At 65.7% G+C, this 15,564-nt stretch carries 13 protein-coding genes; 1 reads left to right on the top strand and 12 read right to left on the bottom strand.

All coding sequences use genetic code 11. The features are described from left to right. Positions 1–5: 5 nt before the first annotated feature. The 11 genes from QP413_RS00545 to QP413_RS00495 form a co-directional block, all read right to left on the bottom strand. On the bottom strand, positions 6–1,622 hold the full coding sequence (locus QP413_RS00545; protein ID WP_070761883.1) for a putative peptidoglycan glycosyltransferase FtsW: 1,617 nt from the start codon (positions 1,620–1,622) through the stop codon (positions 6–8). Continuing rightward, positions 1,619–3,103, bottom strand: a complete 1,485-nt coding sequence (gene murD, locus QP413_RS00540; protein ID WP_284780060.1) for a UDP-N-acetylmuramoyl-L-alanine--D-glutamate ligase — start codon at positions 3,101–3,103, stop codon at positions 1,619–1,621. The genes QP413_RS00545 and murD overlap by 4 nt, the downstream gene beginning before the upstream one ends. 21 nt (positions 3,104–3,124) lie before the next feature. After that, positions 3,125–4,225: a phospho-N-acetylmuramoyl-pentapeptide-transferase gene (gene mraY / locus QP413_RS00535; RefSeq protein ID WP_149121623.1), complete on the bottom strand. Its 1,101-nt coding sequence runs from the start codon at positions 4,223–4,225 to the stop codon at positions 3,125–3,127. 9 nt (positions 4,226–4,234) lie between these two features. Then, positions 4,235–5,737, bottom strand: coding sequence for a UDP-N-acetylmuramoyl-tripeptide--D-alanyl-D-alanine ligase (gene murF / locus QP413_RS00530; protein WP_284780059.1), 1,503 nt, complete (start codon positions 5,735–5,737; stop codon positions 4,235–4,237). After that, entirely contained in the window at positions 5,730–7,355 is a 1,626-nt protein-coding gene (locus QP413_RS00525) for a UDP-N-acetylmuramoyl-L-alanyl-D-glutamate--2,6-diaminopimelate ligase (RefSeq protein ID WP_284780057.1), read from the bottom strand. The genes murF and QP413_RS00525 overlap by 8 nt, the downstream gene beginning before the upstream one ends. A gap of 1 nt (position 7,356) precedes the next feature. Next, positions 7,357–9,252 carry a penicillin-binding protein 2 gene (locus QP413_RS00520; protein WP_070757998.1) on the bottom strand — a complete coding sequence of 632 codons (1,896 nt, stop codon included), beginning with the start codon at positions 9,250–9,252 and terminating at the stop codon, positions 7,357–7,359. A 143-nt stretch (positions 9,253–9,395) separates the two neighbouring features. Next, complete coding sequence (locus QP413_RS00515; RefSeq protein ID WP_284780053.1) at positions 9,396–10,217, bottom strand: hypothetical protein; 822 nt, start codon at positions 10,215–10,217, stop codon at positions 9,396–9,398. A 94-nt stretch (positions 10,218–10,311) separates the two neighbouring features. Beyond that, positions 10,312–11,373, bottom strand: a complete 1,062-nt coding sequence (gene rsmH, locus QP413_RS00510; protein WP_148812081.1) for a 16S rRNA (cytosine(1402)-N(4))-methyltransferase RsmH — start codon at positions 11,371–11,373, stop codon at positions 10,312–10,314. A gap of 240 nt (positions 11,374–11,613) precedes the next feature. Further along, positions 11,614–12,045 (bottom strand): division/cell wall cluster transcriptional repressor MraZ, encoded by a 432-nt coding sequence (mraZ, locus tag QP413_RS00505; RefSeq protein WP_012360462.1) that lies wholly within the window; start codon positions 12,043–12,045, stop codon positions 11,614–11,616. 451 nt (positions 12,046–12,496) lie between these two features. Then, a complete protein-coding gene (locus QP413_RS00500) occupies positions 12,497–12,889 on the bottom strand; it encodes a DUF3040 domain-containing protein (protein ID WP_070757996.1) in 393 nt (130 codons plus the stop codon). Between the two features lie 229 nt (positions 12,890–13,118). Beyond that, positions 13,119–13,526 (bottom strand): SAV_6107 family HEPN domain-containing protein, encoded by a 408-nt coding sequence (locus tag QP413_RS00495; RefSeq protein WP_246817996.1) that lies wholly within the window; start codon positions 13,524–13,526, stop codon positions 13,119–13,121. A 169-nt stretch (positions 13,527–13,695) separates the two neighbouring features. Here QP413_RS00495 and QP413_RS00490 point away from each other — a divergent pair, with 169 nt between their 5' ends. Further along, positions 13,696–14,379 carry an N-acetyltransferase gene (locus QP413_RS00490; protein ID WP_070761959.1) on the top strand — a complete coding sequence of 228 codons (684 nt, stop codon included), beginning with the start codon at positions 13,696–13,698 and terminating at the stop codon, positions 14,377–14,379. 84 nt (positions 14,380–14,463) lie between these two features. Here the strand turns inward: QP413_RS00490 and QP413_RS00485 are convergent, their stop codons facing one another. Beyond that, entirely contained in the window at positions 14,464–15,489 is a 1,026-nt protein-coding gene (locus QP413_RS00485) for a methylenetetrahydrofolate reductase (RefSeq protein ID WP_284780052.1), read from the bottom strand. Positions 15,490–15,564 lie beyond the last annotated feature (75 nt).

Genomic DNA, 15,564 nt, shown 5'->3' with positions numbered 1-15,564 from the left:
GGTTTCTACTTCCTCCTTGTCGAGTAGCGGTTCGCGCTACTGCGGCTTCGACGTTGCGGCAGTGGTTCCTGCCGGTGCCAGCTATTAGTGCCATCGTAATCTGGCACGCGATCGCGGTGCGGCAGCCGCTCCTGCGCGCGACGGTTCCGGTCACGTTCCCGGCGGACATCCTGCCCCGCGGTGCCCGCGGTGGACTCCCGGCGGGTCACCGGTCGACCGTAGCGCTGAGTCGTATTGCGACGCTCGATGCGGCGCTCCTCCCCCGCCCGGTACGGCAGCGGCTCCGGCAGCAGGAACATCCGGTCGAAGAGGCTACGACCCTCGTGCTGCATCGAGGAGATCGCCTTGGGCTCGTGGCGTGCGCAATTGGCGAGGAGACCGAGCGAGCCCAGGGTGATGACCATAGAGGTACCGCCCGCGGAGATCAGTGGCAGCTGGATACCCGTCATCGGCATCAGGCCCACGACGTAGGAGATGTTGTACAACGCCTGCACGACGATGCCCAGGGTCAGGGTTGCGGCGAGCATGGACAGGAACGGGTCTGCCTGCGCCAGGGCGGTGCGGATGCCGAACCAGCCGAGGAAGGCGAAGAGCGCGACCACGATGATGGCCCCCACCCAGCCGAGCTCCTCCCCGATGATTGCGAAGATGAAGTCATTCTTCGCCTCCGGCAGGTAGTACCACTTCGCGCGAGATTGCCCCAGCCCCGTGCCGGTCAGGGAGCCGTCCGAGAGGCTCAGCAGCCCCTGATAGGACTGGTAGGACGGCCCGCTGGTGCTGCCCTCCCGGAAGTTCAGGAACAGGGTGTCCTTCCACGTCGTGATGCGGTCGCTTCGGTAGGCCTGGGCGATGGTCGCGCCAGTGGCCAGCAGCGCGATGACACCGCCGACGAGGGCGATGAGGCGAGCCGAGACACCGGAGAAGAAGAACAGCGCCATCAACACGATGCCCACGGTGAGCATCATGCCGAGGTCCTTCTGCAGCAGAACCAGCAGCACCATGGCCGTGCCCACGGCCAGGAATCGACCAAGAGCGGGGCGGAATTCGTCGGTCTGGCGCGTCTTGGAGCTGATCTCCGCGGCACCCCACACAGCCAGCGCCACCTTGGACAGCTCGGAAGGCTGAATACCGAAGGAGCCGAAGCGGATCCACGAGTGGGACCCGATTTCCGCGCCAACACCAACCCCCGGGATGAACAGTGCCACCTGCAGGAACAGTGCGAGGCCGAGCAGCCACGGGGAGATGGCCTTGATGGTGTCCGGCCGGAGCCGCAGGGCAAGCCAGGCAACCACGAGGCCGAGGACGACGTACAGGGCCTGGTTGAGGAATACGGACCACACGGAGGTATCCGGGGTGCGCGCGGTGACCATCGAGGAGGACAGCACCATCGTCAAACCAATGGCGGTGAGCATCAGGGTGATGCTCAGGATCACCTTGTAGTTCAGCTGCGGGGCATCCAGCACCGCGCTGATCTTGGCTCCCACGCCCTTGGCGGTGGAGTTCTGCCCGCCACCGCTCTGCTTCGGTCGCGTTTGATCCGCGTGGCGGCGGGGGTACTCGGTGCGGGCGGGTTGGCGCCGGGCACGATCACGGCCTGAGCCGTGGTGTGAAGTCATAGTCATTGGTTCTCGCCCTCCCGTTCGCTGGTGCAAGCCTCGGCGCCTGTGCGCTGAGCGTAGGCGGCGAAGAGTTCGCCGCGCTGTGTCATGCCGGTGTACATGTCCAGAGACGCCGCCGCGGGCGCAAGGACAACACTGTCCCCTGGTGCAGCGAGGCTACGGGCGGCGGCCACCGCCTCGGCCATCGCTCCTTCCGGGTCGGTGTTCGAGACCTCCGTGACGGGCAGGTCTGGGAACTGTGCCGCCAGTTCACGAATGATCTCCGCCCGGTCACAGCCGAGGACGACCGCGCCTCGCAGCCCAGGTCCGACGGTGGCGATGAGGTCGTGGACCTCCGCGCCCTTGAGCTGGCCGCCGGCGACCCACACGATGTTCTCTAGCCCGCCGAGCGCGGCGATGGCTGCGTGCGGGTTCGTGGCCTTGGAGTTATCAATCCAGATCACCCCTTCTGCCAGGTGCACGGCTTGGCCACGGTGCGCCTGCACTTCGAAGCCGTGCAGCGCCTGCGAAATGGCTACTGGCGGCACGTCGAAGGCTCGCACGAGGGCGCAGGCCGCCACAGCATCGGCGATGCCCGCCGGCCCCGGTGGGGAAATCGCTTCCGCCGAGGCGATGGGGGTGACCTGCAGTTCACCGTTCTCGGCGGTGGCTACCTCGGTGATGACCGCCCCTGCCTCGGACTCCACCACCCCCACAACGAGCGGGAAATGTGCCTGGGCGAGCACCTCGGCAGGATCCTGCATGCTGCAGGCCACCACGTTGGGGACACCGTTGTCCGCAGCGAGCTCGCGGACGAGCTGTTCGTCCACTGCAACCACCGGGCGCGGTCCCCGAAGGGCGCGGAGCTTATCCCCGGCGTAGCCTGCCATGGAGCCATGCCAATCCAGGTGATCTTCCGCGAGGTTGAGCACCACGCCGGTGTCCGGGGTGAAGGTGGGCGCCCAGTGCAGCTGGAAGCTGGAGACTTCGGCGACGAGGTAGTCCGCCCGCTCGTCGGCCACCAACGCGGCCCCCGGCGGGGTGCCGATGTTGCCGACGGACACGGCGGCCAGGCCCGCTGCCTGCAGCATCGCCGTGGTCATCGCGGTGGCGGTGGTCTTGCCGTTCGTGCCGGTGATCGCAATCCAGGTGCGCGGGGTTCCGAAGGCTCCGGCCTGGTCCGCGAGCCAGGCGGCCTCGATGTCACCGATCACCGGCACGCCCGCGGCCTGGGCTGCGAGCAGCAGCTCTGAGTCCGGGCGCCACCCCGGCGAAGTGATCAGCAGTGCGGGCGCGGTCTCAGCCGAAGACACCGCGGCAATAGCCTCGGCGGTGTTGAGATCCGCAGCCTGGGCGCGGTCGTCGACAATCTTGAAGCGTCCACCGATGCCCTCGAGCATGGCGACGATGCCCTTGCCCGCCACGCCGGCGCCGGCGACGAAGACCGTCTGCGAGCGCATGATGTCAACAGCGGACTGGGGGTGAAGGATCGAATCGGTGGACATGATAGGCCCTCTTTCGCGGGTTTAGAAGCTCGTGGCGGTCAGCCACTCGCCGTAGAACAGGCCGAAGCCGGTCATCGCGGCCAGGGCTGCGAGCAGCCAGAAGCGGACGACGACGGTGGTCTCGGCCCAACCGCCGTTCTCAAAGTGGTGGTGGATCGGTGCCATGCGGAACACGCGCTTACCGGTCGTCTTGAAGTAGGTCACCTGGATGACCACGGAGACGGTCTCCAGAACGAAGATCGCGCCCACGATGATCATCAGCAGCTCGGTGTGGGAGGTAATCGACAGGCCGGCGACAAGACCGCCCAGGGCCAGCGAACCGGTGTCCCCCATGAAGATTTTCGCCGGGGCGGCGTTCCACCACAGGAAGCCAAGGCAGGCGCCCAAGCCGGCGGAGGCGAGCATCGCCAAGTCCAGCGGATCGCGCACGAAGTAGCACCCAGCCGCCGCCCCATCGGCGCAGGAGTTGCGGAACTGCCAGAAGGTGATGAGCACATACGCCCCCATCACGATGGCCGTCACGCCGGACGCCAGCCCGTCCAGGCCGTCCGTGAGGTTCACGGCATTCGACCAGGCGGAGATGACGATATTGATGAAGATCAGGAACAGGATCATGCCGATGACGGCGCCGCCCACGGCGATGTTGAACGTCGGCATCTCCCGGACGAAGGAGAGGTACGTGGATCCCGGGGTGATGTCATTGGAATCCGGGAACTGCAGAATCAGCACGCCGAAGGCGATGGCGATCACCAGCTGGCAGATGAGCTTCGCCCGGGCGTTGAGCCCCAGGTTCCGCCCCTTGACCAGCTTGATGTAGTCATCGGCGAAGCCCACCCCGCCCAGGGCGAGGGTCAGGCCCAGCACCAGCCAGCCGGACACGCCGGGGCCGGAGCCGGTAAAGATAACCCCGACCAGCACCGCGACAATATAGCCAAGGGTGATGCCCACGAGGATGGCGATGCCACCCATCGTGGGAGTGCCGCGCTTCTTCAGGTGGGACTTCGGCCCCTCCTCGCGGATCTCTTGGCCCAGGCCTTCGTCCGAGAACTTCCGGATGAGAACCGGGGTGAAAAGTACAGCCGCGAGGAACGCCACGGCGCCCGCGATGAAGATCTGCATCATGGGTTTTCCTTATGCTCCTTCGTCCGCCAAAAGCCCTTCGGCGACCGCCCAGAGACCATCAGAGTATGACGCCTTCACGAGCACAACATCCTTGGGTTTGACATGTTGATCCACAAAATTCACTGCCGCGTCGACATCCTCGACGCTGCGGGTATCCACACCGTGCTCCCGCGCCGCATCGGCGATGGCACGCTGATTGACCCCGGTGCCAACGATCACGGCGTGTTCGATGCCCCGGGTGCCGAGGAACTTGCCTAGCTCGGTGTGCTCCTCGGCGGATTCCTCACCCAGCTCGCCCATCTGCCCCAGCACAGCCCAGCTACTGGCCTCCGGACGACCACCGGCCGTGTAGGCCAGGGCGTCGATGCCAGCGCGCATGGACTCCGGGTTGGCGTTGTAGGAATCGTTGATAATAGTCGCACCATCGCGCCGGGTTCGCACATCCATGCGGTTGGCGCTGGCGGCGACGTGGTTGCCCAGCACTCGGGCCACCGACGCCGGCAGCATGCCGGATTCGATCGCAACCGCAGCGGCGGCGAGCGCGTTGGAGACCTGGTGGGCACCGAACACGCCCAGGCGGATGTCCACCGGCTCACCGTACGGGTGGTGCAGGCGGAAGGACGCCCGGGCGACCTCGTCCAGGCGGATGTCGCTGGCCCAGTAGTCGACCCGCTCCCCCGTCTTGGAACGCTCGTCAAGCGCGAAGGTTACGACCCGCGCGCGGGTGCGGTGCCGCATGGCGATCACCGCGTCGTCGTCTGCGTTGAGGATCGCGATCCCGCCATCCTCTGCGGCAGGGAGTGCTTCGACGAGCTCTCCCTTGGCCTGTGCGATCGCCTCCCGGGAGCCGAACTCGCCGAGGTGTGCGCTGCCAACGTTCAGCTCGACGCCGATCTTCGGCGGGGTGACCGTGGTCAGGTGGGCAATGTGGCCCACACCGCGGGCGGACATCTCGGAGACCAGGAACTTCGTGTCTCGGTCCGCGCGCAGCGCGGTGTAGGGCAGGCCGATTTCGTTGTTGAAGCTGCCCGGCGGGGCGACGGTCTCTCCCAGGTCACCCAGCAGCGCACCGATCAGGTCCTTCGTGGAGGTCTTCCCGGCCGAGCCGGTCACACCAACGACGACCATGCCCTCTTCGTCGGCAAGGACGTCGGTGTTGTGGCGCGCGAGCTTATCGACGGCGGCGAGCACCGCCGCCCCGTAGCCCTCCTCATCTGCGCCGAAGACCGCGGAATTATCGGTGCCCTCAGCCCGCTCGCTGGCCGGAGCCAGCAGCGCCGGGTAGCCGACGGGCCGGCCCACGATGGCCAACGCCGCGCCCTGCTCACCCGCGGCGGCCACGTAGTCGTGCCCGTCCACGGTGGCCCCGGGCAGCGCCATGAAGATGCTCCCCGGCGCTACGTTGCGCGAGTCGAACTCCACGGGCCCCGCCACGATAGTCTCCGCGGCGGCGCCGTCAATCAATTCGCCACCCGTGATGGCGGCAATTTCACCTGCTGAAAGCTCAATCATTGCTTCGTCGCCTCTCGTTAGTCGCGGAGCTTCGTGTGTGCCTGCTGGTCAACGCCCGCCGGCGCTCAAGCGCAGCGGCGAGCTCCTCGAGGTCGGAGAATGGGTGGATTTCCCCGCGGACCTCCTGGCCGGTCTCGTGTCCCTTGCCGGCCACCACGATCGCATCGCCGGGGCGAGCCCATGCGACCGCCGCGCGGATGGCGTCCGCGCGGCCCGGGACGTCGTCATAAAAAACCTTCTCGCCGTTCGCCTCGCGCGCCTTGGCTGCCTTGCGCACCCCGTCCAGGATCATCGACCGAATCGGGGCGGGTTCCTCATCGCGCGGGTTGTCGTCGGTGACGAAGACGGCGTCGGCGATCTTCGCGGCCTCTTCGCCCATCATGGGGCGCTTATCGTGGTCGCGGTTACCGCCGGCGCCCAGCACGATGCCGATGCGCCCCGTCGGGGACGGCAGGTAGTCGCTCAAGGTTCGGACGACGGCGGCGACGGCGCCCGGCTTGTGGGCGTAGTCCACGACCGCGAGGAAGGGCTGCCCGGCGTCCACGGCCTGCATGCGGCCCGGCACCTGCACATCCGCGATTGCCGCTGCTGCGGCCTGCGGGTCCTCCCCCAGTTGCGCCACGCAGCTGATCGCCAGCAGGCTGTTGGCCACGTTGAAAGAGCCGACCAGGCCGATGTCGTAGCTGAATTCTTCGCCCTCGGCGGCCACGGTGATCTCCTGGCGCCCGGCCGGGGTGACGTGCACGTCAGTGACCTGCCAATCCGCGCCAGACTGCTGCGTGGTGCCCACGGTGAGGGCCTGGTGACCGGAGTCCGCAATCATGTCGGCGAGGCGCTGGCCCCAGTCGTCATCGACGCAGACAACGGCGGCGGGCAGTTCCGCGCCCTCGGCCTGAGCCTGGAGGAACAGCTGAGCCTTCGTCTCGAAGTAGTCCTCCATCGTCGGGTGGAAATCCAGGTGGTCCTGGCTCAAGTTGGTGAAGCCGGCGACGTCGAAATCGATGCCGGTCACCCGGCCCAGCGCGAGCGCATGCGAACTGACCTCCATGACCCCGTGGGTGACCCCGCGGTCGCGCATCTGCGCCAGCAGGGCCTGCATGGTCGGCGCCTCGGGGGTGGTGAGCTTCGTGGGGATCTGCTCGCCATTGATCCGGGTGCCGGTGGTACCGATGATGCCGACGTTGTGCTTGGCCATCAGGGCGCGCTCGATGAGGTACGTCGTGGTGGTCTTACCCGAGGTTCCGGTGATGCCGATGATGCGCAGGTCGCGGCTCGGGTGGCCGTACACCGCCGCTGCGACCGGCCCCATCCAGCGCCGGACGTCGTCGACGACCAGCAGCGGGAGGTCCGCATCGGCGAGGATCTCCGCGCCCTCGGCGTCCGTGAGGACGGCAGCGGCCCCACTGTCGGCTGCGAAGGTCGCGCCGTGGACGCGGCTACCTGGAACGGCACAGAACAGGCCGCCGGGCTGGACGTCTGCGGAACCGATGGCGGCGGAGTCGACGGTGACGTCCTGATGGGTATCGGCGACCGTGCCGCCGGTCAGTGCCGCGAGTGCGCGGAGGGTTACCCCGCTGGTGTTGCGGTCGGAATTGTCAGTGGCCTGGTGGGTTGCCATGTTATCGAGCCTCCAGCATGAGCCGTGGTGCCTTCGGGGAAGGCGGAACGTTGTAGTGATCCATCAACCAGGATGCAATGTTGTGGAAGGTCGGCGCAGCCGAGCCCCCGCCGCCACCGCCTTCCTCGGTGCCGCGCTGCGGGTTATCCAGCATGATCGCGACGACGAAACGGGGGTTATCCGCCGGGGCGATGCCGCCGAAGGTGATCCAGTAGTTGGAGTTTGAGTACGCGCCGGTGTCCGGATCAATCTGCTGGGCGGTGCCGGTCTTGCCGGCGATCTGGTAGCCCTCGACTGCGGCCGCGGCACCGGTGCCGTTTTGCACACCGTTCGGGTCATCCTGGGTGACGGACTGGAACATCGCGCGGACGGTCTTCGCCGTCTCTGCGGACACGGCGCGCGTCTCGCCCTGGACCGGCTGCGGGACGTCCTCCCCGTCCGAGTTGGTGATGGACTTGATCAGGCGCGGCTGGACGCGGACGCCGTCGTTGGCGATCGTCTGGTAGATGCTGGCCATCTGCAGCAGGTTCATGGACATACCCTGCCCGATGGGGAGGTTGGCGAAGGTACCGCCCGACCACTGAGAGAGCTCCGGCATGTAGCCCGCGGCCTCGTGTGGCATGCCCACGTCTGCAGCCTGGCCCACACCGAACTTCCGGAAGTATTCGTACATCTTCTCCTGACCGACGCGCTCGGCGAGCATCAGGGTGCCGACGTTGGAGGACTTCCCGAACACGCCGGTGGTGGTGTACGGGGCCACGCCGTGCTCCCACGCGTCGCGGACGGTGACGCCGGCCATTTCAATTGAGCCGGGCACCTTCAGGACCTCGTCCGGGGTGGTCTTCTTCTCCTCGATGGCGGCCGCGGCCGTCATGATCTTGGCGATGGAGCCCGGCTCGAAGGTTTCCGCGGTATTGCGGTCGCCGAAGGCCTTGTTGGCCCGCAGCTGCTTCTGCAGGTCACCGTTGGGATCAATCGTGTCGGAGCTGGCCATCGCGATGACCTCAGCGGACTTGGCGTCCAGCACGACGGCGGAAGCGGACTCGGCCTTGGAGTTATCCTTCGCCTGCTGCACCTGCTGCTGGATGAAGGCCTGCGCGTCGAGGTCGAGGGTGAGCTCGAAGTTATCGCCGTTGACCGGCGGGTGTTCGTCGCGGGCGGAGCCTGGGATAGTGAGGCCGCCAGCGATGTCCAGGGTCTTGGAGCCGTTGACGCCCTGCAGTCGGCTGTCCTGGGAGAGCTCCAGGCCGAATTGGCCCTGGTTATCGGCGCTGATCTTGCCGATGATGTTCTGGGCCACCGCACCGTTGGGGTACTGGCGGATGTCCTGGCGTTCCGCGGTGATCTCCGGGAACTTTTCGGTGACCTTCTGTGCCACGTCTGGGGCGACGTTGCGGACGAGGACGGTGTAGGTGACCTTCTCGTCGGTGAGTTTCTTGCGGAGGTCTTCCTTCTTCACCCGACCTTCGGATGCCGGGATCATGTCGGGCAGTTCTTCGACGATCTGCTCGATGCGCTCGTCGGCTGGCGGGACCTCATCCGGGTTCGCCTTGTGCCGTTCGTCCATGTAGCCGCGCAGCTTATTCGGCAGCACCGACAGCGACTTGGCTTCCATCGTGTAGGCGAGGTTGCGGCCCTCGCGGTCGACGATGGCGCCGCGGTGGGCTGGTTCAGCGATGACGGCTGTGCGCTGCGCAGCGGCGTGTTCCGCGAGCGTTGGGCCCGCGATGAGCTGGACCCAGGTCAGGCGCAGGATGAGCGCGAGGACGACGATAACGATGGCGAACAGGGAGAGCCGCAGGCGCTTGTTATAGCGCTGCGGGCTGTTGTCGAGGAGCAGCAGCGCTCGCGTATTCCGCGAGCCGTCTGCCGGCCGACGGTTCCACTGCTGAGCCAACGGTGTGTGTCCTCCTCGATCTTTGTCTTCGCAGTTGCAAGATCGGCATGGTTCTTGGGTTGGAGACGCAGATCTTCACTGGCCGGGACGCGGCGGTGTCCCGGAAGTTTTAGCGCTTAGAATCTTAGGCGCTGTGCGGCCAGTTACGGTCGCGGCGCGGCGGGCGGAGCCGGATTCGCTTCGGCGGGTGCCGCCGGTGCGGGCTGTGCTGCTGGTGGCGCCGGCGGTGCCGGCTGCTCGCCGTTGGCCGGGGCCGGGGCCGGAGCTGGTGCGGGGGCTGGGGCGCCGTGGCCCTGGTTGGCATATGGCAGGTCCCCGGAGTTCATGTTGCCGGCTGCTTCCGCACCCGCCGGGCTAGAAGGCGCCAGCCCCGGGACGTTGCGGGTCTCCTCCGGGGAGGACGTTGCCTCGCGAGTTCGTTTATTCCCGGTGACGTCGACGACCCGGCGATCCTTGGAGTTATCCGCCTCGCGACGCTGGTCAACCTTGTCGCCCTTGGTCTCCAGAATGCCTGCCTGCCCCGGGGCAACCATGCCCAGTTCGGCGGCCTTCGCGGACAGGTTCTGCGCGGACTTCGCCTTTTCGACGTCTCGCTCCAGCGTGGTGATCTCGTTGGCCAGCGTCTTGGATTTGGCCTCTGTGTCCGTGATCTGGAAGGTCTTCTCCGTCGTCAGCCCGGCGAGCAGCATGACGGCGGCGGTGCCGATGATGCACGCGGCAACGGCGAAGGCCACGAAGCGGAAGACCCGGGAGTTTTCCTGCTTGATGGGCTGCAGGCGGCGGCCGCGTTCCGAGACGCGCTGCTGCGAGCCGAGGCGGCCACGGTAGGCCGGAGCGCGGTGCAGGCTGCGACGGGGCTTGGCCGGCTGCCGCTTGAGCGAACGGGGTGCGCTGGTGCGCAGCTCTGCTCGCTCGACCTTGGTGGCAGTCCTGGGGTGCTCCTTCAGCATTCCGGGAGTGGTCATATCCTGTCCTTTGCCTGGTTCTTCGGGCTCGTTGTGGGCTTCGTGGTGCGGTGCGCGGTTGTTGTTGAGGTTTCTGTCGGGCTATTCGGTCCACTTACTGTGGCGACGCCAGCGGGTAGTGTGGCCCGTCTGTTCCGGAGGTGTGGGCGCCTATTCGCCGCGCTGCCCGGACCCTCACGGGGGCGGATCTGGAGTTTTCAGCGATCTCTTGCTCGCTGGCTTTCTCTGCCCCGCGAGTGAGGAGCTCGAACTCCGGTTCGGTGCCGGGCAGCTCGACTGGCAGCCCGGGCGGCGTTGTGGACTCGGTCATGCCCTTGAGCTGTTGTTTGACGATCTTGTCCTCGAGGGACTGGTAGCTCATGAAGACCCCGGCGCCGTCGACACGGAGCCAGCTGAAGGCTGCCGGGATGACGAGCTCGAGGCTTTCCAGCTCCGCGTTAACCTCGATCCGTAGTGCCTGGAAGGTTCGCTTGGCGGGGTGCCCGCCGGTCCGTCGTGCCGCGGCTGGGATGGTTGCGTAGAGCAGGTCCACGAGGCGCGCGGAGTTGTCGAAGGGCTGCTTCTCGCGCTCGCGGATGACAGCGGAGGCGATCTTGCCCGCGAACTTCTCATCGCCATAGCGCTTGAGGATGCGGGCAAGCTCGCCGTGCTCGTAGGTGTTGAGGATCTCCGCCGCAGTCAGCCGGCTGCTGGGGTCCATGCGCATGTCCAGTGGGGCGTCGACACGGTAGGCGAAACCGCGATCCTCCTGGTCCAGCTGCATGGAGGACACCCCGAGGTCGAACAGGAACCCGGAGATCCCCTGCTCACGGATGTCGACCGGGAAGTCAGGGTCCTCGGAGAAGTGCTCTAGTGCCTCACCGATGCCATCGAAGCGAGTCTGGTAGCTGAAGAATCGCTGACCGAAGCGCTCGAGGCGGGCGCGGGCCTCAGCAAGCGCGTTGGGATCGCGATCCAGCCCGATGACGATGGCATTGGGGTAGGCCTCGAGGAATGCTTCGGTGTGGCCTCCGGCCCCCAGGGTGCCGTCCACGATGATGGGCTGAGCTGGGGCGCTGTCTGCGGTCACACCGATGCCGACGAGTTCCACCATGCGCTGCCGCATGACGGGAACGTGGCCTGGGCTGCTCGGATCGTGGGGGGTGTTCGTTGCCACGGTCACGCTCCTCTGGGCTCGTCGGTGGGTTACTTGGGGTGGGCGCCTGCCTGTGGGTCGGGCGCCGTCAAACTGCTTGGGTTTTGTCTTGGGTTGATATGAACAGGGCCTTACCTGCGCGGGCGTGGGCTTGATGTTGGGGAAGTGCATCAAACGGTCACGTCTTCCGCTCAGGCAAGGGCCTGCACACATCACGGGCATCACCGGCGTGATCGTGGCCGGTCGATGTGGCATGGCGGGCTAGAGGAAATTCGCGAAGGCTTCGTCGTCGCCTGCGGCGAAATCTGCCTCGTGGGCTGCGCTGTACTCCTCCCAAGCCTGGGCATCCCAGATCTCGAGGAAGTCCACCGAGCCGATGACGACGCACTCCTTCTTCAGCCCCGCGTATTCGCGGTGCGCTGCGGAGACGGAGATGCGTCCCTGCGAGTCGAGATCCTGCTCATCCGCGCTTGCCGCGAGGTTTCGCACGAAAGCGCGAGCTTGCGGGTTGCTGCGACTCGCGGCCGCAGCCTTGCGGGCCCGGAGGAGGAACTCCTCGCGGGGGTAGATCGCGAGACTGTGGTCCTGCCCCTTAACGACCATCAGGCCGTCCTTGAGTTCCTCGCGGAACTTCGCAGGAAGGGTGAGTCGCCCTTTGTCGTCGAGCTTCGGCGTGAAGGTGCCAAAGAACATGTCTTGTGACCCCTTTCGCCGTTTTCTCGTGCAGCCATGCCATGTTTTCGCTGTGAAGTTATCCGTGGCTCTTGCGGTGCGTCCGGTCTGGACCGGCGAGCTACCTACATTCAGGAAGCCCCCTCAATCACCAACATTCCCCACTTTACCCCACCTTGCACCACCTTAACCACCCAGCTGGCGTGTTTAGGCGTGTTTTTTCTCAAGCCAGCGAAACAACCTGCAGGTTCACGACAGAGACCGGTGGGGAGCGCGAACTTTCCGCCATCGAAATCCGATCCACAAGGCCCAAAAATGGCGCCTTTCATGGTGGCTTTGACTCTAAATAACGCCAATTCGAGTCTCAGCGGGTCGAGAGTGGGTGAAAGTGGGGATTCGGAAGAAGGCACGAAAAAACCCTCGCCATGTGGCGAGGGCTCTCGGGCTGGGGCCCGCTAGTTCACCGCGGGGCTTAGCGCTCGAAACGCTTGCGGAACTTATCCTCCATGCGGTCCCCCAGACCGCCATCCCCCTGCCGGACAGCTCCGCCAGCGGAAACCCGACGAGACTTCGCGCTCTTCGCTGGAGCCGGGGAATCGCCGTTATTCAGCGCGATCATTCCGCCACCCAGCATGACCAGGAAGCCCGCAACGCTCAGGATCACGAACCACAGGGAGACCTGCGCCAGAGCGACACCGCCGACCAGCAGACAGATGCCGAGCATGATCAGCGAGATCGAACGGATATCGAAGCGCACCCCCGACGGCGCCGAGTCATCCCCGCCCTGAGCAAAGCGCGGATCCTCCGCGATCAAAGCCCGCTCGATCTCTGCGAGCATCTGCTTTTCTTGTTCCGAGAGAGCCATGACAGTCCTCGTTTCCCTCTACTGATCCTCCGCGTGGCCACAACAACGCAGCACGCGACCTGATAACCCACTGTAGCGCGCTTCAGATCTTCATTTACTCCGGCGGAAGATCGCGCCAACGCCGCAGTCTGCTGGAAGCCACCCCGCCGCAGCGAGGCTTCCCCATGTTTTAGTTACTACTCGATTCCCCACTCTAACCAATGAGCAGGATTAAGTCAGCCCCAAAGCCCTAGGCAGCCTGCAGGCCAAGGCCCAGCTCCATTCGCACACGCTCCAGGAGTTCGACAGAATCCGAGTACACCTCCTGAAACGAAGAATCCGCTACATCACGCTCGAGGCCAATATCTGCCCGCTCCGCCAGCCTGGCGTGTTGCTCGAAAGAGTCAGCCCAGCCGCCGAGGTCAGGTCGCACCGCCCGGAGACGCAGCCACGCCGAACCGGCCGGAAGCCTGCGACGAGCCGGCCGCTCGGCGTCGATAACAGCACCCGCAGCACGTAGCCCGGCGCGATAGGCGTAGACAACAGCCCGCGGCAGATCCCCCTGACCATAAGCCTCGTTCGCCAACACGAGTTGGGCTTCCGCACGCATCAAAAATTCCGCTGGATTGGGACGCAGCGTCCCCCTTGTCTTCGACATCACAGCCATCGCCACTCCCACCTTTCGAGAACTTCCGTTTCGCAATTTGCACCCCTGACGTTAAAGCTCGGCGCAGACACCCCCGCCCACTATTCGAACACGTGTTCTAATTACGCTTTAGCATCTCCCGTTGCACACCCTCGCGCTTGATACGTGGGACGATATCCCTATGAGCCAACCCATCGCGCAACCCGACCAGGATCACCTCGTCTCCCTCGCACCCATCAGCCGCGCGGTCTTCCTGCGACGCCTCGATGAACTCGTTGCTTTGCACCTCAAGGCCATGGGGTATCCGCCGGAGGCATTTCGACAACGGCGCAGCCTGTGGCTCAGCAACGCCAACCACCCACACTTCACGAGCCTGGTAGCGCTCTTACACTCACCGGCGGAAGAACCGGATCCAGCCAACCCTGCGCAGAAGATCGTGGGTGTCTGCTTTGGCTTCCAAGGTAGCCGAGGAACGTGGTGGTACCAGCAGGTCAGCTACGGCCTGCTGGCTTCGGGCATGCCGCCGGAGGACGTCACCGAGACTCTGTCGAGCTACACCGAGATTTCGGAGATCCATGTTCTTCCGCGATTTCAGGGCTCCGGCATCGGAACCCGGCTATTAACGGAGGTCCTGGGCATCCTGCCCACCCGCGACGCAATGCTCTCCACCCCGGAGGTGCCCGGCGAGAATAATCACGCGTGGCACCTCTACCGCAGCCTGGGCTTCACCGATCTACTGCGGGAACACCGCTTCCCTGGCGATCCCCGCCCCTTCGGCATCCTTCGCAAGCGCCTGCACAACGCCCCAGGCGACCCCACCACAGTGAGGGAACCAGCGTCAGACGCGGACCGGGTGGCACGCTAGCCCCCGCGCGCCGGTCCGGGGCAGACTTGCCCAGCAGCTGCCCCACCCCACGGGGCGAACGCACCGGTAGGCGTCGCCGGTGAGCTAGCGAACCATGTCCTGGCCGTAACCCGGCCCCCATGCTGGCGCCATCCCCAGGTTGTGCAGCACGTCCTGGGTCGCCCGCACGTTATTCATAGTCATGAAGTGCAGGTTCGGCGCACCCTCAGCGATGAGACGCTCACTCATCTCGGTGGTGATGTCGATGCCGACCTCGCGGACCGCATCACGGTTGGCAACCTCATCGCCAGCTGCGGCCTTCTCCAGGCGCTCCAGGATCTTCACGGGAACCTCGCCACCCGCCAGTTCCATTTGGCGGCGCACGGAACGGATCGAAGTGATCGGCATGAGTCCCGGAATCACGGGCTTTGCCCCGTGGATCGGATCGGCGGCGGCGAGCCTATCGCGCAGCCGGAGGTAGTTCTCCACGTTGAAGAACATCTGGGTAATTGAGTAGTCCGCCCCCAGCCGGAGCTTGTGCAGGGTCACCTGCGTGTCCTGCTCCAGGTCCTCGGCCCGGTAGTGCCCCTCCGGGAAGCTGGCGATACCGATATCGAAGTTTTCACACTCCGGGGTGTTGCGGATCAGTTCGATGAGGTCGGAGGCATAGTTCAGCCCGCCGGGCGTGGCCTGCCATGCCCCGAGCGGGTCCCCCGGCGGGTCGCCGCGAAGCGCGAGCACGTTCGTCATGCCGCGGCGGGCGTAGTCCTGGAGCATGGCGCGCAGCTCGTCGGCCGAGTGGTCCACCAGGGTGAGGTGCATGAGGGTGGTCAGTGGCTTGGCTGCCAGCTGTTGGGCGACCTCCATCGTGCGCTCCCGGGTGGAGCCACCGGCCCCGTAGGTGATGGATGCGAAGCTCACGCCGAGGTCGTGGAAGGCCTCCGCAGCGTTCCACAGCCGGGTTTGGGCGGCATCGTCGCGCGGGGGCATGAATTCAACGGAGAACGGGATCTTACCGGGGCTGTAGCCACGGATAGCTTCGCTCACTGGAACTTGGAGCGTGGGCTGTGGTGGTGTGCCCGGCAGCGGTGAGGTCTTCTCGTGGTGACCGTGGGGGTTGGATGCAGACATGAAGAAAATCATAGTAGACATCTCTGTCTAGGTCGCGTTCCGGGCTAACACTCGCGTGCCGTCGGGTTCCCCCAC

It is taken from the genome of Corynebacterium sp. UMB4614, from assembly GCF_030217065.1.
Classification (GTDB): Bacteria; Actinomycetota; Actinomycetes; order Mycobacteriales; family Mycobacteriaceae; genus Corynebacterium.
Note: the sequence above shows the minus strand (reverse complement) of the source record. Positions and strands in the feature narration are given on the sequence as shown.